A 22,362-nucleotide genomic window follows, 5' to 3' on the forward strand; every position below is an offset into this window, starting at 1 on the left:
TATGCGTCATCATCCGGGCCCGGGCTAATTGATATTCTCAAACGGCCCGATAGGCAAAGGCATGGCAACGCATGTGGCACATGGTCGCGCCAGCGCGCCGCCGTTGCGATGGGCCAGTATGCCACGCGCGATGACACCGCTTATGGCAACTTGGTGACGATCGCGGGGAAATCAAGCCGCCTGCATTGCCGCCTCGCTGCCGCGGCGCGCGCGGAAGATCACCAGCGTCGCGACCAGCCCGCACAGCGCGGCGAACATCAGCCATAGGCCCGGGGCGGCCTTGTTGCCGGTGGCGTGGATCAGGTAGGTCGAGATCGCCGGCGTGAAGCCGCCGAACAGCGCGGTCGCCAGGCTGTAGGCCAGCGAGAAGCCGGTGGTGCGCACCGCGGGCGGCATGATCTCGGTCAGCGCCACCACCATCGCGCCGTTATAGCTGCCGTACAGGAACGACAGCCACAGCTCCACCGTCAGCAGCCGCGCGAACGACGGCTCGGCCACCAGCCACGACACCGCCGGATACGCCGTCAGCAGCGTCGCCACCGTGAAGCCCAGCAGCAGCGGCTTGCGCCCGACCCGGTCCGACAGCGCACCCATCAGCGGCAGCCAGATGAAGTTGGACAGGCCCACGCACATGGTGACGATCAGGTTGTCGGTGTCGTCGAGCCTGAGCACGGTCTTGCCGAAGGTCGGCGTGTACGCGGTGATCATGTAGAACGACACCGTGGTCATCACCACCATCATGCAGCCGGCCAGGATGATGCGCCAGTTCTCCAGCATCGAGCGGTAGATCTCGGCGATCGCCGGGCGGTGCTTGCGCGCCTTGAAGGCTTCGGTCTCTTCGAGCGAACGGCGGATCAGGAACAGGAACGGCACGATCAGGCAGCCGACCAGGAACGGGATGCGCCAGCCCCATTCGTCCATCTGCGCCGGCGCCAGCGTGCCATGGAGGATCACGCCAAGCAGCCCGGCGAAGATCACCGCGACCTGCTGGCTGCCCGACTGCCAGGCGACATAGAAGCCCTTGCGCCCGGGTTTGGCGATCTCGGACAGGTAGACCGAGACCCCGCCCAGCTCCACGCCCGCGGAAAAGCCCTGCAGCAGGCGCCCGGCCAGCACCAGCAGCGGCGCGGCCACGCCGATGCTGGCATAGCCGGGCACGCAGGCAATCAGCAGCGTGCCCATGGCCATCAGCACCAGCGTCAGGATCAGGCCCTTGCGGCGGCCGTGGTGGTCGATATACGCGCCCAGCACGATCGCGCCCAGCGGCCGCATCAGGAAGCCCGCGCCAAAGGTGGCGAGCGAAAGCATCAGCGAGGCAAACTCGTTGCCGCTCGGGAAGAACGTCCTGGCGATGGCGGCGGCATAGAAGCCGTACACCATGAAGTCATACATTTCCAGGAAGTTGCCGCTGACGACGCGGAACACGGTGCGGAACCCGTGCTGCGAGCCGGCGGACGCTGCGGTGGTCTCTGACATGGCTGTCTCTCAGGCACCGCCGGTGCGATCCGGCGGCATGATTGTCGGGAGGTATCAGCCAGGCGCGCGCGGGCCGCGCCATGTGGGAGGGGTGTTGCCGCGGGCCTGATGACGGGCGCCAGTGTGCGCCGCGCCGCTGTCATTGCCCTGTCAAATGCCTTTCAGGAAGCTATCAGCGGCTGTCGAAAACCTGTCAGCACGCCTGAGCCGCGCCGCTCAGGCGCGCCGGAAGCAGGCGCTGACCACCAGGCCGGTGGCCGGCGCGGCGCGGTTGGCCAGCAGCAGCCGGCCGCCGTTGCGCTGCATGATGCGGTTGACGATCGACATGCCCAGCCCCGCGCCCTTGGCCTCGCTGCGCGCGGCATCAAGCCGGTAGAACGGCCGCGTCAGCAGCGACAGCTGGCCGTCGGGCACGCCGTTGCCGTGGTCGGCCACGGTCAGCACCGCTTCCTTGTCGTCGACGCGCGTGGAGATTTCCACCACCGCCATGCCGGTCTGCTCGTCCTTGGCATAGCGGCGCGCGTTCTCGACCAGGTTGTCGAGGATGCGCTGCACCTCCATGCGGTTGGCCACCGCCATCACCGGCTCGTTGGCGCGCACATGCACGCGCACGTCGTCGTGCGCGGCATAGACGCCGACGGCATCGTGCACCAGCGCCGACAGGTCGACCGGCTCGACCGTCTCGAGCGGCGGGCGCGCGTAGTTGAGGAACTGGCCGATGATGGCGTCCATCTGCTCGATGTCGGCGATCATGGCGTCGCGCGTGGTGCCGTCCATCGGCGACATCTCGGTTTCCAGTCGCAGCCGCGTCAGCGGCGTGCGCAGGTCATGCGAGATGCCGGCCAGCATCACCACGCGGTCGTCGTCGAGCTGGCGCAGGTCGCGCACCATCTGGTTGAAGCTGTGGTTGGCCAGCGCCACTTCGCTGGCGCCGTGCTCGGGCAGCGGCGGCGGATCGCCGCCGGCGCCGATGGCGCGCGCGGCATTGGCCAGCCGCTTGAGCGGGTAGTTGACGCGCGCGGTGATAAAGGCCGCGCCGATGATCGACAGCAGCAGCGCGGCGATGCTCCACCACAGCCACTGGATGCCGGGCACGCGCTCGAAGCGCTCCGGGCTGATCGCCACCCAGTAGTCGTCACCCTCGATCTCGAAGCTGACCCACACGCCGGGAATGTCGTTGACGGTGGTGGCCAGTACGGTGTCCTCGCCCAGGCGGCTGCGGATCTCCTGCTGCACCAGCGAGGTCAGGAACGGATTGGCGGTGGGCGCGGCGAAGTCGTCGTCCTTCTCACGCGGATAGACCTTGATGCCTTCGTTCTGCACCAGGTCCAGCAGCAGGAAGCGGCGCCGCGCGGGATCGGAATAGAGCAGTGCGGCGCGCGTCAGCTTGACCACGCTGACCACCTGCATGGCGATCTGCTGCGCGCGCGGGGCGCGTTCGAACAGCCGGTAGCTCTGGAACCAGATGCCCAGCGAGATGGCCAGCAGCAGGGCGATCAGCATGAAGGTCCGCCAGAACAGCGAACCAAAGAACCGCGTTGCGGTACGGCCGATTACGGTCGCCACGATAGGAACAGCGGCCGCAATCGGTTATTTCACGCCATCGGGAATGAAGACGTAGCCCAGGCCCCACACCGTCTGGATGAAACGGGGGTTGCTGGGGTCCGGCTCGATCAGCTTGCGCAGGCGCGAGATCTGCACGTCCAGGCTGCGGTCGAACACTTCATATTCGCGGCCGCGCGCCATTTCCATCAGCTTTTCGCGCGACAGCGGCTGGCGCGGATGGCGCGCGAACACCTTCAGCACCGAGAACTCGCCGGTGGTCAGCGTGATTTCCTCGTCGTTCTTGGTCAGCGTGCGCGTGGCCAGGTTCAGCACGAAGTCGCCGAAGGCGAAGGTCTCGGGCGTTTCCGACGGGGCGCCGGGCACTTCGGCCGGCCCCTTGCGGCGCAGCACCGCGTGGATGCGCGCGATCAGCTCGCGCGGGTTGAAAGGCTTGGGCAGATAGTCGTCGGCGCCCATTTCCAGGCCGACGATGCGGTCCACGTCCTCGCCCTTGGCGGTGAGCATGATGATCGGGGTCTGGTCGTTGGCGCCGCGCAGCCGGCGGCAGATCGACAGGCCGTCTTCGCCGGGCATCATCAGGTCCAGCACCAGCAGGTCGAAACGCTCGCGCAGCCAGAGCTTGTTCATCGCGGTGGCGTTCTCCGCCACCAGCACGGTAAAACCCTGTTCGCCCAGATAGCGGCGCAGCAGATCGCGCAGACGCGGGTCATCGTCGACGACAAGAATCTTGTGGCTGGTATTTTCCATGGCGGTATCTTAGCGACTATCGCTTTCGCTCAAAATGGCTTAACAAAACGTTACATACTTTACCCCGTGGTATGGCAGTGTGCATCAATCGTGCGATTACACTGCGCAATCCGTCCATTTCGGCGCCGTGCGCGGCAGTTTTCCACGCATTTTCGCCGGACGATCCACGGCTTCCGCCAGCCCGTCCAGCGCCCGCTGGCGCAATGCTTGCAGAGGGCGCGGGCCGGACGGGGTACCGGAATTCCGGGCTTCAGGGCAGTCCAACCACTGCCTTTTCGCGAAGCCAAACCGCCATTATCAATGAAAGTGAACCGAACCCGGCACGGGCATCCGCAGCATGGTATCGCCGGCGCATGCCTTGCGCTGGCGCTGGCCGTGCTGGCGCTGGGCATGCCGGGCGGGACGGCGCTGGCGCAATCGGCGGGTATGGCCAACCTGCTCAAGCGCTACCCGTCGGCGCAGGCGAGCGATCCGGGCAACAGCCAGCGCGAAGCGCGCGCCCGTGCCGAGCGCCACCGCGCCGAACAGCGCGAGGCCGAGCGCCGGCGCGGCGAGGAACGCGGCGGCTCGCGACTGTCGCCGGACGAACGCCGCCGGCTACGCAAGAACCTCTACGACTTCGGACGCGACATCTACCAGGGCGGCTAGCCGCGCGGCTGGAAGTGGCGCAGGAAATCCACGAAGACCTCCGCGGCCAGCTGCGCATCGTCTGCGGTGATGGTTTCCAGCGGGTTGTGGCTGATGCCGCCGTTGCCGCAGCGCACGAACAGCATCGCCACGTCGGTGACACGCTGCATCATCATGGCGTCATGGCCGGCCCCGGACGGCAGCTCGAACGCCTGCAGGCCGCGCTTCTTCAGCACCGCCCCGAACTGATCCATCAGCCAGCGCGCGCACGGCGCGTTGTTGACCGGCGGCACGCGCTCCACCTGCGCGCTCAGGCCGCGGCGTTCGGCAATCTGCGCGATGCCGGCGACGATGTCTGCGATGGCGGCCTCGCGGATGGCGTCCTCGCCGGCGCGAATATCCATCGAGAAGGTGCAGGCCGCGGGGATGACATTGCTCGAGCCGTCCGGCACCTGCAACTGGCCCACGGTGCCGACCAGCGTCGGCGCCGCCGCGCAGCGCTGCTCCACCAGCAGGATCATCTCGGCCGCGCCCGCCGCGGCATCGCGGCGCATGCCCATGGGCGTGGTGCCGGCGTGGCTGGCCAGGCCTTCGACGCGCACCGAGAAACGGCTGCTGCCGGCGATCTGCGTGACCACGCCCAGCGGCAGACCATGGTGCAGCAGCACCGGACCCTGTTCGATATGCACTTCGACAAAGCCCAGCAGCGAGGCCGGGTCGAGCGCCGCGTCGCGCAGCGCCTGCAGCTCGCCGGCGCCGGGCAGGCCGGATGCCGCCAGCGCTTCGCGCAGGGTGATGCCGTCGGCGTCCTGGCGTTCGAGCAGCGCGGCGTCGAAGCGGCCGGCCAGCACGCTGCTGGCCAGGAAGCTGGTCTTGAAGCGCAGGCCTTCTTCCTCGGCGAAGGCCACCACGTCGACGTGATAGGGCAGGCGGATGCCGGCCTGGTTGAGCGCGCCGATCACGGCGATCGGCAGCAGGATGCCAAGCCGGCCGTCATAGCGTCCGCCATTGCGCACGGTGTCGAAATGCGAGCCGGTCAGCAGCACGCGCGCGTCGCCGACCGCCGGATCGGCGGCATAGCGGCCGATCACATTGCCGATGGCATCGATGCGCACCTGCATGCCGGCGGCCTCCATCCATTTCGCCAGCAGGGCCTGTGCGGCGCGGTGGGCCGGCGTCAGGTAGGCGCAGGTCAGGCCGCCCTCCATGTCGGAGAAACGGGCGAGTTCGTCGGCATGGGCGAGGATGGTGTCGCCGAGGGAGTCGGAGGTCTGCGTCATGGCGGTACGGCTGGTGGCAGTGGTCGGGAAAGGCGGCGTGCTCGGCGCGCTAGCTGTTGCGCACCCACGTCTTCCAGGCGATCCACAGCTTGCGCAGCGGCGTCAGCGCGATGCGCTGGTTCAGCACCTGGAACTGGCTGGCTTCGAGTTCGTCCAGCAGCGCGTGATAGATCGCGCCCATCAGCAGGCCGGCGCGCTGGGCGCGGCGGTCCTGCCGCGGCAGCAGCGCCAGCGCCTCATGGTACAGCGCGCGGGCCCGGCCGGCGTGGTATTGCATCAGCGCGACAAAGCGGCCGGAATGCTCGCCCTTGAGGATCTCGGAAGCCGGCACCTGGAATTGCTGCAGCGTATTGACCGGCAGGTAGATGCGCCCGCGCCGGGCGTCCTCGCCGACATCGCGCAGGATATTGACCAGCTGCAGCGACTGGCCCAGCTTTTCGGCAAACACCAGCGTCTGCGGATCGGTGTAGCCGAACAGGCGCGCGCTCAGCGTGCCGACCACGCCGGCGACGCAGTGGCAGTAGCGCGCCAGGCCGGCCTCGTCCAGGTAGCGGGTCTGGGTCAGGTCCATTTCCATGCCTTCCAGCACCTCGGCCATCTCGGCCTGGCTCAGGCCGGCGCTGGCGACATGCGGCTGCAGGGCCTGGGTGGTGGGGTGGGTCGGCGCGCCGTCGAACAGGCGGCGCAGTTCGGCACGCCACCAGTCGAGCTGCTGGTGCGCCAGGCCGGCGTCATGGGTGTCGTCGACCACGTCGTCGACTTCGCGGCACCACGCGTACAGCGCGGTGATCGCGCGGCGGCGCTCGGCCGGCAGGAACAGGAAGCTGTAATAGAAGCTCGAGCCGCTCTGGGCGACTTTCTCTTGGCAATACTGATCGGGCGTCACGCCGGTCTCGGGTCGAAGAAATGTGGAAACCGCTGGGGAACCGCGGCAAATCGCGGCAAATCACCGGACAAGCGGAGGTGCCAGGCCGATGGGGGTCGGTCGCGTCGCGGTGCGCCGCCGGCGCGCCGGATTGTAGCACCGCGGCCCGGCTGGCCCGGGCGCGTCCGGCGCGGTTCGCCCGCCTGTAGCGCCGCTGAAGCTTCCTTCCAGACGTTTCGTCGCCTGCCGTTTGACGCACCCCGGGGCGGTCGTTATATTACTGACCGGCAAGTTATTTAGCGCCCGTGCCGGCGTCCGGCCACCCGCCGGCCACCCGCCGGTCACCGTCACGCTGCCACCTCTGCCTGCCCGATCGGCGGCGTGAACCATGGTGGAGCGCGGCCCGCCCAGCAGTTGTACCCATTCCGACTCGTTGCCTACCGATGCCAGTGCTTTGCCAACTGCCGGAAGTTGCGGCTGCAGATATCCCGGTCACCCCCGTCGTCACCGCGCCGCACCGGCAGGCCAGGCGCCCCGGCCGCGGCACGGCCGTGGCGGCGCTGTCGCTGGCCGGTGCGCTGGTCCTGGCCCTGGCCGGTTGCGGCAAGGCGCCCGAGCCCGCGCCGGAGATCCGCCCGGTGCGCATGATGCAGCTCAGCCCGCACAGCGGCAAGACCATCTTCGAGTTTTCCGGCGACGTGCGCCCGCGCGTGGAGTCGCGGCTGGGTTTCCGCGTCGGCGGCAAGATCGCCGCGCGGCTGGTGGATGTCGGCGCCGTGGTCAGCAAGGGCCAGCCGCTGGCTCGGCTGGACCCGGCCGACCTGTCGCTGGCCGAAGCCGGGTCGCGCGCGCAGTTCGAGGCCGCCCGCACCGACCGCGACCTTGCTGCGGCCGACCTGAAGCGCTACAACGACCTGTTCGCCAAGGGCTTTATCAGCGCCGCCGAGCAGCAGCGGCGCCAGGCCAGCTTCGATGCCGCCGAAGCGCGGCTGCGCCAGGCGCAGGCAGGGCTGCGCAGCCAGTCCAACCAGACCGCCTATGCCGTGCTGCATGCCGACGCCGACGGCGTGGTCACCGCGATCGACGCCGAGGTGGGCCAGGTAGTCAGCGCCGGCCAGTCGGTGGTGCGGGTGGCGCAGACGGCCGAGAAGGAAGTCGCCATCGGCCTGCCCGAGGACCAGGTCGGCCTGCTGCGCGGGCTGACCGACGTGACCGTCCATACCTGGGCCGAGCCGCAGCGTGCGCTGCCCGGCCGCGTGCGCGAGATCGCCGCCGCGGCCGACCCGGTCACGCGCACCTACGCCACGCGCGTGAGCGTGCCCAACCCGCCCGCGGACCTCCAGCTTGGCATGACCGCGGTGGTGACCTTCGTGCGCAACGGCGCCGCGCCGGCGCTGCGCGTGCCGCTGACCGCGCTGCTGCAGGAGCAGGGCCGCGACATGGTCTGGGTCTACGACGCCGCGTCGGGCACGGTCAAGCCGGTGGCGGTGACGCTGGGCGAAGCCTTCGGCAATGAGATCGAAGTGCGCCAGGGCCTGGCGCCGGGCCAGACCATCGTCACCGCGGGCGTGCACCTGCTGCGCCCGGGGCAGAAGGTGCGACCGCTGCAGACGGTTGCGCCAGCGTCGGCGGCGGCCGCCACCCCGAAGCAGGGGTGAGCGGATGGACCATTCCCGCTTCAACCTGTCGCGCTGGGCGCTCGAACACCAGCCCCTGACCCGCTACCTGCTGGTGGTGCTGCTGCTCGGCGGCCTGCTGGCATTCTTCCAGCTCGGCCAGGACGAGGACCCGCCGTTTACCTTCCGCGTGATGGTGGTGCAGGCCTTCTGGCCCGGCGCCACCGCCGAGCAGATCGCGGTCCAGGTCACCGACAAGATCGAGCGCCAGCTGCAGGAAGTGCCGTATGCGGACAAGATCCGCAGCTTTTCCAAGCCTGGCGAGACCACGGTGATCTTCCAGCTCAAGGACACCTCGCCGGCGAAGGAGACCGCGCAGGTCTGGTACACCGTGCGCAAGAAGATCGGCGACATCCAGCAGACCCTGCCGGCCGGCGTGCGCGGGCCGTTCTTCAACGACGAGTTCGGCGACGTCTACGGCACCATCTACGCGCTCTCGGCCGATGGCTTCAATTACAAGGAGCTGCGCGAATATGCCGACCTGGTGCGCCAGGAACTGCTGCGCGTGCCGTCGGTGGCCAAGGTCTCTCTGATCGGGCTGCAGGACGAGAAGGTCTACATCGAATTCAACCAGGCACGCTTTGCCCAGCTGGGGCTGGACATCAACGCCATCGCCGACCAGATCTCGCAGCAGAACAACCTGACCGGCAGCGGCGTGCTGGTGACCCCGAGCGACAACCTGCAGGTGCGCCTGTCGGGCCAGTTCGCCAGCGTGGCAGACCTGGAGAACCTGGTGCTGCGCGGGCCCAACGGCATCGCCAATATCCGCCTGGGCGACATCGCCCACGTCTACCGCGGCTATGTCGACCCCACCCAGCAGCGCATGCGCTTCAACGGCAAGGACGTGATCGGGCTGGGCATCTCGATGCAGAAGGGCGGCGACATCATCGAGCTGGGCAAGAACCTGCGCAGCGCCTTCGAGCGGCTGCGCGGCCAGCTGCCGGTGGGCATCGAGATGGACCAGGTGCAGGACCAGCCCGAGGCGGTGCAGCGCTCGGTGGGCGAGTTCGTGCGGGTGCTGATCGAGGCGGTGGTGATCGTGCTGGCGGTGAGCTTCGTCTCGCTTGGGCTGCACACGCGGCCGCTGCGGCTCGATGTGCGCCCGGGCCTGGTGGTGGCGCTGACCATCCCGCTGGTGCTGGCGGTGACGTTCCTGTTCATGAACATCTTCGGCATCGGCCTGCACAAGATCTCGCTGGGAGCGCTGATCGTGGCGCTGGGGCTGCTGGTCGACGACGCCATCATCGCGGTCGAGATGATGGTGCGCAAGCTGGAAGAGGGTTTCTCCAAGATGGAGGCCGCCACCTTTGCCTATACCTCGACCGCGATGCCGATGCTGACCGGCACGCTGATCACCGCGGCCGGCTTCCTGCCGGTGGGGCTGGCACGTTCGACCGTGGGCGAGTACACCTTCGCCATCTTCGCGGTGACGGCGCTGGCGCTGGTGCTGTCGTGGCTGGCGGCGGTCTACTTCACGCCCTACCTGGGCTACCTGCTGCTCAAGACCCGCGGCGCGGGCGCGGGCGAGGCCCACGAGGTCTTCGACACGCCGTTCTACGCGCGCTTCCGCCGGCTGGTGGACTGGTGCGTCACCTGGCGCAAGCTGGTGATCGCGATCACGCTGGTGGCGTTCGCGCTGGGCATCTACGCCTTCAAGTTCGTCGAGAAGCAGTTCTTCCCGGATTCCAGCCGCCCGGAACTGATGGTGGAGCTGTGGATGCCGGAAGGCACCAGCTTCGCCCAGATGGAAACGGAAGCGAAACGCTTCGAGCAACGGATCGGCAAGGACCGCGACGTCGCCAGCCTGACCACCTTCGTCGGCACCGGCGCGCCGCGCTTCTACCTGCCGCTGGACCAGATCTTCCCGCAGTCCAACGTGGCGCAGGTGATCGTGATGCCGGCCAGCACCGAAGTGCGCGACGCGCTGCGGCGCCGCGTCATCCAGCTGCTCGATGCCGAGTTCCCGTACCTGCGCGGGCGCGTCAAGCTGCTGCCAAACGGCCCGCCGGTGGCCTATCCGGTGCAGTTCCGCGTGATCGGACCGGACGCCGCCGCGGTGCGCCGGCTGGCCGACCAGGTCAAGGCCGAGATGCGCGCCAACCCCAACACCGTCGGCGTCAACGACAACTGGAACGAGAACGTCAAGATGCTGCGCCTGGAGATCGACCAGGACAAGGCGCGCGCGCTCGGCGTGACCACGCAGGCCATCGCCCGCGTCACGCAGACGGTGCTGAGCGGCGTGCCGGTGGGGCAGTACCGCGACGGCGACAAGCTGATCGACATCCTGATGCGCACGCCACGCAACGAGCGCGACGCGATCTCGGACCTGAACAACATGCTGGTGCCGACCAGCAGCGGGCGCGTGGTGCCGCTGACGCAGGTGGCGCGCGTGGCGCTGCGCGCCGAGCCCGGCGTGGTCTGGCGCGAGAACCGCGACTTCGGCGTGACCGTGCAGGCCGACGTGGTCGACGGCATCCAGGGCCCGACCGTCACCGCGCAGATCAACCCGAAGCTGGACGCGCTGCGCGCGCAGCTGCCGCCGGGCTACCGCATCACCGTGGCCGGCGCGGAAGAGGAAAGCGGCAAGGCCGGGGCCTCGATCGCGGCGCAGCTGCCGCTGTGCATCTTCATCATCTTCACGCTGCTGATGCTGCAGCTCCACAGCTTCTCGCGCGCGGCCATGGTGTTCCTGACCGGCCCGCTCGGGCTGATCGGCGCCGCCGCCACGCTATTGCTGCTGCGGGCGCCGATGGGCTTCGTGGCGCAGCTGGGCATCACCGCGCTGCTTGGCATGATCATCCGCAACTCGGTGATCCTGGTCGACCAGATCGAGCAGGACATCCGCGCCGGCGTGCCGCAATGGACCGCCATCGTCGAAGCCGCGGTGCGCCGCTTCCGCCCGATCATCCTGACCGCGGCCGCGGCCGTGCTGGCGATGATCCCGCTGTCGCGCTCGATGTTCTGGGGGCCAATGGCGGTGGCCATCATGGGCGGACTGATCATCGCCACGGTGCTGACGCTGCTGTTCCTGCCGGCGCTGTACGCGGCATGGTTCCGCGTGCGGCGGCCCGAAGACGGACCGGGCGCCGTGGCCGTGTGACGGCCGGCGCCAGGGTCCTGCGCCACTGCACCAGGCCTGCGCCTAGTTGCAGATCGTGCCGGGGACCGGCTTGCCGGAGGCGGTCAGCCCCTGGCAGGCATCGCCGCTGGCCAGGCTGGTGTCCGACGCCGACGCCGGCGACAGCTTCAGCTTGCCGGCCACGGTGCAGCAGCCGCGCGGCGGTGGCGGGTTGGGGCTGCGTCTGACCGTGGTGCCGGTTATCGTGGCCGGAGCGCTCGGGGCGATCGAAGTGGTCGGCACCGGGGTCACCTCCGCCGCCGGCGTGGCAGACGCTGAGGCAGCACCGGACTTTGGTGGACCGCCTGCTTCGGCGGACTCGTCCACTTCAGGATAGACGCATTGCCCGTGGTGGCAGATCCGCTCACCTTTGCACTGCATGTCGTACTGGCATCCGGCGGCCTGTGCGAACGATGTCCAGCCAGCGGCCATCGACGCTGCCAACAGCAAGGCATGGAATTTCATATGCCCTCCGATCAGGGCTGAGGTGATCATGCCGGGCACCCCCTGCATAGTGCGCACGGCGGCTCCGACATCTTCAGCATAGATCGCCGCAAGGGTCCGCGAAAGGCGGTGCCACTCAGGTGTTCTACCACCTGCGGCAAGCGCCTCGAATCGGCGCAAACGCGCGCGTCATTGCTTCGACACGCAGCGGTTGCCGCATGGCCGATCGAAGTCGATCAAAGTCTTTTGGGGGGAAGGTTGTCAGCCCGCCACTTGGAAGGCGGGTGGTGCGAGGGAGGGGACTCGAACCCCTACACCATTGCTGGCGTCAGGACCTAAACCTGGTGCGTCTACCAATTTCGCCACCCTCGCGGTCCTTGCGGCGCTGCCCGGACGGACGGCCGCGATGCTCGTTGCCGGAGACGAAAGCAAAAAAGGCGGCTGGAAGTGCCCGCCTTTGCCGTCTTCTTGCCGGATCTGCCGCCGGCAGCCCGCAGTGCAACGAGGTTGCGGATTGTAGCGCAAGGCGCGGGGGGAATCCAGCCCCGCCGTGACTGCGCGTCCTGGCGGGCGCGTGCGGCTATATTGTCGGCTTTCCAGACCTTGGTCCCGCCCATGATTGCCGTTCCGACCCTGACCCCGCTGCGCTGGCGCCTGCTGTTCTGGGGCAGCGCCGCCACCGTGCTGGCGCTGTCGCTGATGCCGCCGACGCAGCCGCTGCCAACCACCGGCTGGGACAAGGCCAATCACGCGCTCGGGTTTGCGCTGCTGGGCCTGCTGGGCGCACGCGCCTACGCCGCGCGCGGTTGGCCGCTATGGCTGGGCCTGGTTGCGTATGGCGGCGTGATCGAGCTGCTGCAGGGGCAGACCGGCTACCGCGAGGCCGACTGGCTCGACCTGCTCGCCGACACGGTCGGCGTGGCCGCAGCCATGGCGCTGGACTGGCTGGTGCGCCGGCTCAGCGCTCCTCGGCTTCGAGCGTGAAGCCGGCGCCGTCATCCTGGCCGAGCAGGTCGGCCAGCACCGGCATGGCCTGCTGCAGCGATTCCTGCAGCCGCCACGGCGGGTTGACGATGAACATGCCGCTGCCGTGCAGGCCCAGCCCGCCCTCGACCGGGCGCTTGACCGTCAGGGTCACATGCAGCCAGCTCTTGAGCGGCAGGCCCTTCAGCTGCACCGGCAACTGCAGCGCTTCGCGCCGCTGCACCTGCGGGTACCAGACCGCATAGACGCCGGTGGCAAAACGCTCCAGCCCGTCGCGCACGGTCTGCACGGTGCGCGCGTAGTCCAGTTTGTCTTCGTACGACGGATCGACCAGCACCAGCGCGCGCCGCGGCGGCGGCGGCAGGATCGCCTTGATGCCGCCGAAGCCGTCGCCGTCGTACAGCATCACGCGGCGCCCGGCGCCGCGGAAGTTGTCGCGCAGCACCTGGATCTCGGTGCTGTGCAATTCGAACAGCCGCAAGCGGTCGTGCTCGCGCAGCATCTGCCAGGCCAACCAGGGCGAGCCCGGGTAGTGGCGCAGGTTGCCGTCCGGGTTGAGCGCGCGTACCTGGTCCAGGTATTCGTCCAGCATCGGCGGCAGCGGGGAACCGCTTGCCGCGGCGCGCCATAGCGGGGCGATGCCGGTCTCGAATTCGGCCTTCTTCTGCGCGTAGGCGTGGTCCAGCGCATAGAGGCCGGCACCGGCATGGGTGTCGATGTACCAGAACGCCTTGTCCTTCTGCGTCAGGTGCTCCAGCAGTTGCACCACGACGGCGTGCTTGAGGACATCGGCGTGATTGCCGGCATGGAAGGCGTGACGATAGCTGAGCATGTGGAGCAGGGCGCCTGGCGGCGCAAGATCGGAGGCGGACGGCGAGGCGGTCCGCGGCAAGGCCGCTATGCTACCATCCGGCGCCAGTTGCTCTTCCTGGCCCCTTCTTCCTGGTCCTTCCCACGACCGTGGTGCTCCGGGCGGGGCAATTCGCTTCCACAGAGTTTTCCATCCATGCCGCGCGCACTCGAGCCCGCCGAGCCGATCCTGTCGGCCGGGGGCACTCCGTATTCGCCCCGCTACGACGACGTCTACCACAGCACCGAAGGCGGCCTGGCGCAGGCGGCCCACGTCTTCCTCGGCGGCAATGGCTTGCCCGGGGCGTGGGCCGGCAAGCGGCAGTTCGTCATCGTCGAGACCGGCTTCGGCCAGGGGCTGAATTTCCTGGCGACCTGGCAGGCGTGGCGCGCCGATCCGCAGCGCTGCGGCACGCTGCATTTCGTCTCGATCGAAAAGCATCCGTTCACGCGTGAGGGGCTGGCGCAGCTGCATGCCGGCCTGGACGGGCTGCAGCCACTGGCGCAGGCGCTGCAGGCGCAATGGCCGCTGGCGCTGCCGGGCCTGCACCGGCTCGCGTTCGACCAGGGCCGCGTGGTGCTGACGCTGGCGCTGGGCGATGCCGAAGCGATGCTGCCGCGGCTGGCCGCCGGGGCCGATGCCTTCTACCTGGACGGCTTTTCGCCGGCGCGCAATGCCGAGATGTGGTCGGCGCCGGTGTTCCGCGGCCTGGCGCGGCTGGCGCGGCCCGGTGCCACGCTGGCGACGTATACCGCCGCGGGCTTTGTGCGGCGCGGGCTGAAGGAGGTCGGCTTCGAGGTCGGCAAGGTCCCCGGCTTTGGCGGCAAGCGCGACATGACCGTGGCGCGCTTTCGTCCGCAATGGAAATCGCGCCGCCACGCGCCGCCGTTGCCGGGGCAATGGTCCGACCGCCACGCCATCGTGATAGGCGCCGGACTGGCCGGCTGCGCCGTGACCGAGCGGCTGGCCGCGCGCGGCTGGCGCGTGACCCTGTTCGACGCCCACGACGGGCCGGCGCGGCAGACCTCGGCGCATCGTGCCGCGGCCATGCATGCGCATGTGTCGGCCGACGACAGCCTGCTGTCGCGGCTGTCGCGCGCCGGCAACCAGTACGCGCTGCGCGCCTGGGCGGCGCTGGCGGAGGCCGGGCATCCGGTCGGCTGGCACGGCTGCGGCGTGCTGCAGATCGGCGAGGACGAGGCCGAAGGCGAGGCCCAGCGCGCCGCGCTGGACGCCATGGGCTTGCCGCAGGAGTTCGTGCGCTGGATGAGCGCCGCCGAGGCGGCCGCGGCGCACCACGCCGGCGTGCCGCGCGGCGGCCTGTGGTTCGCGCAGGGCGGATGGGTCGCGCCGCCGGATATCTGCGCGGCGCAGCTGGCGCGTGCCGGCGATGCGGTGACGACACGCTTCGGCTGCCGGGTCGGCGCGATCGCGCGCGTCGACGGGCAATGGCAGGCACTTGCGCAGGACGGCGCCGTGCTGGCGTCGGCCCCGGTGCTGGTGTTGGCCAACGCACATGAGGCGCAGCAACTGCTGCCGCAGCAACACTGGACCCTGCGCCGCGTCCGCGGGCAGCTGACCACGCTGGCGGCCGCGCAGGTCGATGCGCTCGGTAGCTGGCCCGACTGCGTGGTGACCGGCGCGGGCTACCTGTTGCCGCGTGCCGCCGATGGCAGCGGCCGCGTCGGCTCAAGCTATGACGAGGACACCGGCCCGCTGGTGGAGCAGCCGGCGGTCCACGCCGCCAACCTGGCCCGGCTGGCCGGCCTGCTGCCGGGTCAGGCCGGCGCGGTAGCCTCGCTCGATACCGCCACGTTGTCGGGCTATGTCGGCGTGCGCACGGTCACGCACAACCGGCTGCCGCTGATCGGGCAAGTGCCCGACGAGGCTGCGGCGGTGGCGCAGGCGGCATCGCTGCGCGGCGCGCACCTGCGCGACCTGCCGCGCCTGCCCGGGCTTTTTGCGACGCTGGCCTATGCCTCGCGCGGGCTTACCTGGGCCGCGCTGGGCGCGGAACTGCTGGCCAGCCAGATCGAAGGCGAGCCGCTGCCGCTGGAGTCAGACCTGGCCGATGCGGTGGATCCGGCACGCCTGCTGCTGCGCGCGCTGCGCCATGGGCAGGCAGCGTAGCGCGGCGCGCCCGGACCGCGGGGTTGCGGTGCGTTCCGGGCAAAATCTGCCGGAAGCGAATCAAAACCGTGCGATAATCCCCGTTTTCCGTTTGCGCGGAGCTTTCCGTTCGCCGGTGCGCTGCCCCGGCCGTCCTTGTGGTGACGGCGCCGTGGCGGTAAAGCGGGCGGTACGCGTACAAGACGGCAGCACCTACGAACACAACTACATTTCTGGATTGGATCTACGACCATGTCGAACGTGATTGAGAACCTCGGCAAGCTGGACCGCAAGGTGACCCTGGCCATCCCCAAGGCCGAAGTGGAAAAGGAAAAGCAGGAGCGCCTGGTTCGCCTGTCGAAGACCGTGAAGATGTCGGGCTTCCGTCCGGGCAAGGTGCCGATGAAGATGGTCGAGAAGCAGTACGGCCAGCAGGTCGAGTTCGAAGTCCGCTTCGACAAGGCCGCGCGCAAGTTCTTCGACATCACCAAGGAACAGGACGTCAAGGTTGCCGGCCAGCCCAAGTTCGAGATCAAGAACGAAGGCGTGGGCGAGGATGAAGTGGCGTTCGACGCCACCTTCGAGGTCTACCCCGAAGTGACCATCGGCGACCTGTCGGCTGCCGAAGTCACCCGCACCAGCACCGAGATCACCGACGCCGAAGTCGACAAGACCATCGACATCCTGCGCAAGCAGCGCGTGCACTACCACGCCCGCGGCGAAGCCGGCGAGCATGGCGACGGCGGTGCCGACGTCAGCGCCCAGAACGGCGACCGCGTGACGCTGGACTTCGTCGGCAAGATCGACGGCGAAGAGTTCGCCGGCGGCAAGGCCGAGGACTTCCCGTTCGTGCTGGGCGAAGGCCGCATGCTGCCCGAGTTCGAGCAGGCCGCGCTGGGCCTGAAGGTCGGCGAAAGCAAGACCTTCCCGCTGGCCTTCCCGGCCGACTACCACGGCAAGGAAGTGGCCGGCAAGACCGCCGAATTCACCGTGACCCTGAAGAAGATCGAGTGGGCCCACCTGCCGGATGTGAATGAAGCCTTCGCCAAGTCGCTGGGCATCGCCGACGGCAGCGTCGACAAGATGCGCGCCGACATCCGCGAGAACCTCGAGCGCGAAGTGAAGCGCCGCACGCACGCCATGCTGAAGGACCAGGTCATGGAAGCGCTGCTGAAGGCGAGCGAGCTGGACGTGCCCAAGGCCCTGATCGAGCAGGACCAGGAGCGCCTGGTGGAAATGGCCCGCCGCGACCTGGAACAGCGTGGCATGCCCAACGCCAAGGACATGCCGATCCCGGCCGAGATGTTCGCGCAGCAGGCCGAGCGCCGCGTCAAGCTGGGCCTGATCCTGGCCGAGATCGTCAAGGCCAACGGCCTGGAAGCCAAGGCCGACCAGATCAAGGCCGAGATCGAGGACTTCGCCAAGAGCTACGAGGACCCGAAGGAAGTCATGCGCTGGTACTACGGCGACCAGCAGCGCCTGGCCGAAATGGAAGCCTACGTGCTCGAAAACAACGTGGTAAATTTCGTGTGCGGCAAGGCCAAGGTCACCGACAAGAAGGTGTCCTTCGAGGAACTCACCGCCGAAGGCAACCAGCAGCAGGCCTGAGGCCGGAAGTGACCGGCAGCCCCGCGCCACGGTGCGGGGCAGGGACTTCCCGAGTTACCCGGATTGCCTTGCGATCCGACGAATCCATGGAGAACATGCATGACCCGCAATGATTTGCTTGACCGTCTCGCCACCACGCAGGCTTCGGCACTGGAAACCCAGGGCCTGGGGCTGGTGCCGATGGTCGTCGAGCAGTCCGGCCGGGGCGAGCGCGCCTATGACATCTACTCGCGCCTGCTGAAGGAGCGCGTGGTGTTCATGGTGGGCGAGGTCAACGACCAGACCGCCAACCTGGTGGTGGCACAGCTGCTGTTCCTGGAAAGCGAGAACCCCGACAAGGACGTGTCCCTGTACATCAATTCGCCGGGCGGTTCGGTGTCGGCGGGGCTGGCCATCTACGACACCATGCAGTTCATCAAGCCGGACGTGTCGACGCTGTGCATGGGCATGGCTGCAAGCATGGGCGCCTTCCTGCTGGCGGCGGGTGCCAAGGGCAAGCGTTCGGCGCTGCCCAACTCGCGCATCATGATCCACCAGCCGCTGGGCGGCGCGCGCGGCCAGGCCTCGGATATCGAGATCCAGGCGCGCGAGATCCTGTACCTGCGCGAGCGGCTCAACACCATCCTGTCGGAAGTGACCGGCCAGCCGGTCGAGAAGATTGCGCGCGACACCGATCGCGACAACTTCATGAGCGGCGACCAGGCCGTCGACTACGGCCTGATCGACAAGGTGCTCGCCCGCCGCGGCTGATGCGGCGCGCCGCCGTGGCCCCTGGTGCGACGGCGGCCGGCCACACCGGCTGGGCTCAAATGGCGAAGGCTACACCGGAACGAGGCCCCGTGCCTCGTTTTTTGCATCGGAACCTGTGAAACGGGGCCTTGGCCCCACAGCCGGGGGGAACCGCCGGTGGTGCCAATTGTTTTGGCGTATGATGCGTTTGAAGCGTATCGCCGAGGAGCCTGTCGCCCCGCGGTGTGCGCACTGCAAAAGTGACTGATTCCTATGGCGGACAAAAAAGGTTCATCCAGCGAAAAGCTTCTGTACTGCTCCTTCTGCGGCAAAAGCCAGCATGAGGTCAAGAAGCTGATTGCCGGCCCGTCGGTGTTCATTTGCGACGAATGCATCGACCTGTGCAACGAGATCATTCGCGACGAGGCCACGGCATCCGAGAAAGACGCCGCCGCGGCCGCTCGCTCCGACCTGCCCACGCCCCACGAGATCCGCGAAAGCCTGGACCAGTATGTGATCGGCCAGGAACAGGCCAAGAAGATTCTGGCCGTGGCGGTCTACAACCACTACAAGCGCCTCAAGCACCTCGGCAAGAAGGATGACGTCGAGCTGTCCAAGAGCAACATCCTGCTGATCGGGCCCACCGGCTCGGGCAAGACGCTGCTCGCGCAGACGCTGGCGCGCCTGCTCAACGTTCCGTTCGTGATCGCCGACGCGACCACGCTGACCGAAGCCGGCTACGTGGGCGAGGACGTCGAGAACATCATCCAGAAGCTGCTGCAGAACTGCAATTACGAAGTCGAGAAGGCGCAGCGCGGCATTGTCTACATCGACGAGATCGACAAGATCTCGCGCAAGTCGGACAACCCGTCGATTACCCGCGACGTGTCGGGCGAAGGCGTGCAGCAGGCCCTGCTCAAGCTGATCGAAGGCACCATGGCATCGGTGCCGCCGCAGGGTGGCCGCAAGCATCCGAACCAGGACTTCCTGCAGGTGGACACGACCAACATCCTGTTCATCTGCGGCGGCGCCTTCGATGGCCTGGAGAAGGTCATCATGCAGCGCTCGGACAAGACCGGCATCGGCTTTGCCGCGCAGGTCAAGAGCAAGGAAGAGCGCGACGTCAGCGAAGTGCTGCCGCAGACCGAGCCGGAAGACCTGATCAAGTTCGGCCTGATTCCCGAGCTGATCGGCCGCCTGCCGGTGGTGGCGACGCTGGCCAAGCTGGACGAGGCCGCGCTGATGCAGATCCTGGTCGAGCCCAAGAATGCGCTGGTCAAGCAATACCAGAAGCTGCTGGCGATGGAAGGCGTCGAGCTCGAAATCCGCCCGGGTGCGCTGAGCGCCATCGCGCGCAAGGCGATCCGCCGCAAGACCGGTGCCCGCGGGCTGCGCTCGATCCTGGAGCAGTCGCTGATGGACGTCATGTATGACTTGCCTAATTACAAGGGCGTGCAAAAGGTGGTGATCGATGAAAATACGATCAACGGCGATGCACCGCCGCTGCTGATGTACGAAGAGCAGCAGCCCAAGGTGGCAGGGTCTAACTGACGCGAGGCCTGCCAGAGTGGTCAGAGGTCGGCACCACACCGGCAGCAGGGCGGAAAAGGCCGTTCGCGTAGAAGCGAGCGGCTTTTTTTGTTTATTTCTACCGACGAGAGGGAGGAAACGCGGGTATGCTGTTTCAGAGGGGCCACCAAGTGCAGGTAGCGGCATCTGCCTGCCTTGATGAATCGATTGGCACGTATCTTGTAATCGATTCGGGCGGCCCAATTTACGCCTTAAATGACTGACTTGGGGAAAATGATGTCCGGAACACAACTCCTCCCGGCCGAGCCGATTCGCCTCCCACTGTTGCCGCTGCGCGACGTGGTGGTGTTTCCGCACATGGTGATCCCGCTGTTCGTGGGACGCCCAAAGTCCATCAAGGCGCTTGAGACTGCGATGGAGGCGGGCAAGAGCATCATGCTCGTAGCCCAGAAGACGGCGGCCAAGGACGAGCCGACCGCCGACGACCTGTACGAGGTCGGCTGCATCGCCAATATCCTGCAAATGCTGAAGCTGCCCGACGGTACCGTGAAGGTGCTGGTCGAGGGCACCCAGCGCGCAAACATCCGCGAGGTGAGCGAGGACGATTCGCACTTCATGTGCGAAGCCGTACCCGTGCCGCCCGCACCTGGCGAAAGCGCCGAGACCGAGGCCCTGCGCCGCGCGATCGTGTCGCAGTTCGACCAGTACGTGAAGCTCAACAAGAAGATCCCGCCCGAGATCCTGACCTCGCTGTCGGGCATCGACGAGGCCGGGCGCCTGGCGGATACCATCGCCGCGCACCTGCCGATCAAGCTCGAGCAGAAGCAGAAGATCCTGGAGATGGTCAATGTGACCGAGCGCCTGGAAAGCCTGCTGTCGCAGCTCGAGGGCGAGATCGACATCCTGCAGGTCGAAAAGCGCATCCGTGGCCGCGTCAAGCGCCAGATGGAGAAGAGCCAGCGCGAGTACTACCTGAACGAGCAGGTCAAGGCCATCCAGAAGGAACTGGGCGAGGGCGAAGAAGGCGCCGACCTGGAAGAGCTCGACAAGCGCATCAAGGCTGCGCGCATGCCGAAGGAAGCCAAGAAGAAGGCCGACGCCGAATTCAAGAAGCTCAAGCTGATGTCGCCGATGTCGGCCGAGGCCACCGTCGTGCGCAACTACATCGACACGCTGGTGAACCTGCCGTGGCGCAAGAAGAGCAAGGTCAACAACGACCTCGCCAACGCCGAGCGCGTGCTGGATGAAGACCACTACGGCCTCGAGAAGGTCAAGGAACGCATTCTCGAGTACCTCGCGGTGCAACAGCGCGTGGACAAGGTGAAGGCCCCCATCCTCTGCCTGGTCGGGCCTCCCGGCGTGGGCAAGACCTCGCTCGGCCAGTCGGTGGCGCGCGCGACGAACCGCAAGTTCGTGCGCATGGCACTGGGTGGCGTGCGTGACGAGGCCGAGATCCGCGGCCACCGCCGGACCTACATCGGGTCGATGCCGGGCAAGATCCTGCAGAGCCTGTCGAAGGTCGGCGTGCGCAATCCGCTCTTCCTGCTCGACGAGATCGACAAGATGGGCCAGGATTTCCGCGGCGATCCGTCGTCGGCGCTGCTCGAGGTGCTGGACCCGGAACAGAACCACACGTTCCAGGACCACTACATCGAGGTCGACTTCGACCTGTCCGACGTGATGTTCGTGGCGACGTCGAACTCGCTGAACATTCCGCCGCCGCTGCTCGACCGTATGGAAGTGATCCGCCTGTCGGGTTACACCGAGGAAGAGAAGCTCAACATCGCCACGCGATACCTGCTGCCGAAGCAGATCAAGAACAATGGTCTGAAGCCGGGCGAGATCGAGGTCACCGATGCGGCGATCCGCGACATCATCCGCTACTACACGCGCGAAGCCGGTGTGCGTTCGCTCGAGCGCGAGGTGTCCAAGATTGCCCGCAAGGCGGTCAAGCTGCTGCTGCTGAAGAAGGAGTCGGGCACGATCAAGGTCGATTCCGATAACCTCGACAAGTTCCTGGGCGTGCGCAAGTACGACTTCGGCCTGGCCGGCAAGGAAAACCAGGTCGGCCAGGTGACTGGCTTGGCGTGGACCGAGGTGGGCGGCGACCTGCTGACCATCGAAGCCGCGATCATGCCGGGCAAGGGCAACATCACCCGTACCGGTTCGCTGGGCGATGTGATGAAGGAGTCGGTCGAGGCCGCGCGCTCGGTGGTGCGTTCGCGGGCACGTCGGCTGGGCATCACGGATGAGATGTTCGAGAAGCGCGACATCCACATCCACGTGCCCGAAGGCGCCACGCCCAAGGACGGCCCGTCTGCGGGCGGTGCCATGACCACGGCGCTGGTGTCGGTGCTGACCGGCATCCCGGTGCGCGCGGATGTCGCCATGACCGGCGAGATCACGCTGCGCGGCGAGGTGCTGCCGATCGGCGGCCTCAAGGAGAAGCTGCTGGCAGCCCACCGCGGCGGCATCAAGCTGGTGCTGATCCCCGAGGAAAACGTCAAGGACCTGGCCGAGATCCCGGACAACGTCAAGAACGCTATCGAGATCGTGCCGGTGCGCTGGATCGACAAGGTGCTGGAACTGGCGCTCGAGCGCAAGCCCGAGGCGCTGCCGGAAGAGGACGCCAAGCCCGCCGAGGTGGCCGACAAGGCCACCGCCAAGGTCGAGCGTCTGCACCACTGACGACGCCTTCGCCGCATGAACGAAACGCCGCAGGGCAGCGATGCCCGGCGGCGTTTTTTTGTCCG

Annotated in this window: 16 protein-coding genes and 1 tRNA gene; 9 read left to right on the forward strand and 8 right to left on the reverse strand. The window is 67.6% G+C overall.

What is annotated here, in order from left to right; all coding sequences use genetic code 11:
• Positions 1–171 precede the first annotated feature (171 nt).
• From tcuC to ompR, 3 genes are all read right to left on the reverse strand, one after another.
• A complete protein-coding gene (gene tcuC / locus C7416_RS16100; RefSeq protein WP_111519826.1) occupies positions 172–1,476 on the reverse strand; it encodes an MFS transporter in 1,305 nt (434 codons plus the stop codon).
• Positions 1,477–1,692: 216 nt separating this feature from the next.
• A complete protein-coding gene (locus C7416_RS16105; protein WP_018004459.1) occupies positions 1,693–3,042 on the reverse strand; it encodes an ATP-binding protein in 1,350 nt (449 codons plus the stop codon).
• 24 nt (positions 3,043–3,066) lie between these two features.
• Complete coding sequence (gene ompR / locus C7416_RS16110) at positions 3,067–3,789, reverse strand: osmolarity response regulator transcription factor OmpR (protein WP_010810107.1); 723 nt, start codon at positions 3,787–3,789, stop codon at positions 3,067–3,069.
• Positions 3,790–4,089: 300 nt separating this feature from the next.
• On the opposite strand from ompR, the gene C7416_RS16115 reads away from it, so the two are divergent.
• Positions 4,090–4,437 carry a hypothetical protein gene (locus C7416_RS16115; RefSeq protein WP_111519827.1) on the forward strand — a complete coding sequence of 116 codons (348 nt, stop codon included), beginning with the start codon at positions 4,090–4,092 and terminating at the stop codon, positions 4,435–4,437.
• On the opposite strand, the gene C7416_RS16120 is transcribed toward C7416_RS16115, so the two are convergent.
• Positions 4,434–5,696: a Zn-dependent hydrolase gene (locus C7416_RS16120; protein ID WP_111519828.1), complete on the reverse strand. Its 1,263-nt coding sequence runs from the start codon at positions 5,694–5,696 to the stop codon at positions 4,434–4,436. The genes C7416_RS16115 and C7416_RS16120 overlap by 4 nt on opposite strands.
• A 49-nt stretch (positions 5,697–5,745) precedes the next feature.
• Entirely contained in the window at positions 5,746–6,582 is an 837-nt protein-coding gene (gene hpnD / locus C7416_RS16125) for a presqualene diphosphate synthase HpnD (RefSeq protein ID WP_111519829.1), read from the reverse strand.
• A gap of 422 nt (positions 6,583–7,004) precedes the next feature.
• Here hpnD and C7416_RS16130 point away from each other — a divergent pair, with 422 nt between their 5' ends.
• Both C7416_RS16130 and C7416_RS16135 read left to right on the forward strand, forming a co-directional pair.
• Positions 7,005–8,219, forward strand: a complete 1,215-nt coding sequence (locus C7416_RS16130; protein WP_111519830.1) for an efflux RND transporter periplasmic adaptor subunit — start codon at positions 7,005–7,007, stop codon at positions 8,217–8,219.
• A gap of 4 nt (positions 8,220–8,223) precedes the next feature.
• Complete coding sequence (locus C7416_RS16135; RefSeq protein ID WP_111519831.1) at positions 8,224–11,337, forward strand: efflux RND transporter permease subunit; 3,114 nt, start codon at positions 8,224–8,226, stop codon at positions 11,335–11,337.
• A 42-nt stretch (positions 11,338–11,379) separates the two neighbouring features.
• Here C7416_RS16135 and C7416_RS16140 read toward each other — a convergent pair whose 3' ends face one another.
• A complete protein-coding gene (locus C7416_RS16140) occupies positions 11,380–11,820 on the reverse strand; it encodes a hypothetical protein (RefSeq protein WP_111519832.1) in 441 nt (146 codons plus the stop codon).
• A gap of 264 nt (positions 11,821–12,084) precedes the next feature.
• Positions 12,085–12,171, reverse strand: a tRNA-Leu gene (locus C7416_RS16145).
• 243 nt (positions 12,172–12,414) lie between these two features.
• On the opposite strand from C7416_RS16145, the gene C7416_RS16150 reads away from it, so the two are divergent.
• Complete coding sequence (locus tag C7416_RS16150; RefSeq protein ID WP_111519833.1) at positions 12,415–12,783, forward strand: VanZ family protein; 369 nt, start codon at positions 12,415–12,417, stop codon at positions 12,781–12,783.
• On the opposite strand, the gene C7416_RS16155 is transcribed toward C7416_RS16150, so the two are convergent.
• Complete coding sequence (locus tag C7416_RS16155) at positions 12,758–13,615, reverse strand: 23S rRNA (adenine(2030)-N(6))-methyltransferase RlmJ (RefSeq protein ID WP_111519834.1); 858 nt, start codon at positions 13,613–13,615, stop codon at positions 12,758–12,760. The two genes, C7416_RS16150 and C7416_RS16155, sit on opposite strands and share 26 nt — an antisense overlap.
• Before the next feature lie 174 nt (positions 13,616–13,789).
• Here C7416_RS16155 and mnmC point away from each other — a divergent pair, with 174 nt between their 5' ends.
• The 5 genes from mnmC (at position 13,790) to lon (ending at position 22,297) form a co-directional block, all read left to right on the forward strand.
• Positions 13,790–15,763 (forward strand): bifunctional tRNA (5-methylaminomethyl-2-thiouridine)(34)-methyltransferase MnmC2/FAD-dependent 5-carboxymethylaminomethyl-2-thiouridine(34) oxidoreductase MnmC1, encoded by a 1,974-nt coding sequence (gene mnmC, locus C7416_RS16160; protein ID WP_111519835.1) that lies wholly within the window; start codon positions 13,790–13,792, stop codon positions 15,761–15,763.
• A 231-nt stretch (positions 15,764–15,994) separates the two neighbouring features.
• On the forward strand, positions 15,995–17,350 hold the full coding sequence (gene tig / locus C7416_RS16165; protein WP_111519836.1) for a trigger factor: 1,356 nt from the start codon (positions 15,995–15,997) through the stop codon (positions 17,348–17,350).
• Between the two features lie 99 nt (positions 17,351–17,449).
• Positions 17,450–18,100 (forward strand): ATP-dependent Clp endopeptidase proteolytic subunit ClpP, encoded by a 651-nt coding sequence (clpP, locus tag C7416_RS16170; RefSeq protein WP_011615108.1) that lies wholly within the window; start codon positions 17,450–17,452, stop codon positions 18,098–18,100.
• A gap of 252 nt (positions 18,101–18,352) precedes the next feature.
• Positions 18,353–19,630, forward strand: coding sequence for an ATP-dependent Clp protease ATP-binding subunit ClpX (gene clpX, locus C7416_RS16175; RefSeq protein ID WP_012352668.1), 1,278 nt, complete (start codon positions 18,353–18,355; stop codon positions 19,628–19,630).
• Between the two features lie 255 nt (positions 19,631–19,885).
• The gene (gene lon / locus C7416_RS16180) at positions 19,886–22,297 is read left to right on the forward strand and encodes an endopeptidase La (protein WP_062799032.1); all 2,412 of its coding nucleotides are present in this window, start codon (positions 19,886–19,888) and stop codon (positions 22,295–22,297) included.
• Positions 22,298–22,362: the final 65 nt, after the last annotated feature.

This window comes from Cupriavidus phytorum (assembly GCF_003254285.1).
Classification (GTDB): Bacteria; Pseudomonadota; Gammaproteobacteria; order Burkholderiales; family Burkholderiaceae; genus Cupriavidus; species Cupriavidus phytorum.

Bases quoted from the DNA above. Each gene is read 5' to 3' on its own strand.
- tig (WP_111519836.1), top strand. From the start codon at position 15,995: ATGTCGAACGTGATTGAGAACCTCGGCAAGCTGGACCGCAAGGTGACC.
- C7416_RS16115 (WP_111519827.1), top strand. From the start codon at position 4,090: ATGAAAGTGAACCGAACCCGGCACGGGCATCCGCAGCATGGTATCGCC.
- lon (WP_062799032.1), top strand. From the start codon at position 19,886: ATGTCCGGAACACAACTCCTCCCGGCCGAGCCGATTCGCCTCCCACTG.
- C7416_RS16150 (WP_111519833.1), top strand. From the start codon at position 12,415: ATGATTGCCGTTCCGACCCTGACCCCGCTGCGCTGGCGCCTGCTGTTC.
- C7416_RS16135 (WP_111519831.1), top strand. From the start codon at position 8,224: ATGGACCATTCCCGCTTCAACCTGTCGCGCTGGGCGCTCGAACACCAG.
- C7416_RS16155 (WP_111519834.1), bottom strand. From the start codon at position 13,615: ATGCTCAGCTATCGTCACGCCTTCCATGCCGGCAATCACGCCGATGTC.
- clpP (WP_011615108.1), top strand. From the start codon at position 17,450: ATGACCCGCAATGATTTGCTTGACCGTCTCGCCACCACGCAGGCTTCG.
- tcuC (WP_111519826.1), bottom strand. From the start codon at position 1,476: ATGTCAGAGACCACCGCAGCGTCCGCCGGCTCGCAGCACGGGTTCCGC.
- C7416_RS16130 (WP_111519830.1), top strand. From the start codon at position 7,005: ATGCCAGTGCTTTGCCAACTGCCGGAAGTTGCGGCTGCAGATATCCCG.
- C7416_RS16120 (WP_111519828.1), bottom strand. From the start codon at position 5,696: ATGACGCAGACCTCCGACTCCCTCGGCGACACCATCCTCGCCCATGCC.
- ompR (WP_010810107.1), bottom strand. From the start codon at position 3,789: ATGGAAAATACCAGCCACAAGATTCTTGTCGTCGACGATGACCCGCGT.
- clpX (WP_012352668.1), top strand. From the start codon at position 18,353: ATGGCGGACAAAAAAGGTTCATCCAGCGAAAAGCTTCTGTACTGCTCC.
- C7416_RS16140 (WP_111519832.1), bottom strand. From the start codon at position 11,820: ATGAAATTCCATGCCTTGCTGTTGGCAGCGTCGATGGCCGCTGGCTGG.
- mnmC (WP_111519835.1), top strand. From the start codon at position 13,790: ATGCCGCGCGCACTCGAGCCCGCCGAGCCGATCCTGTCGGCCGGGGGC.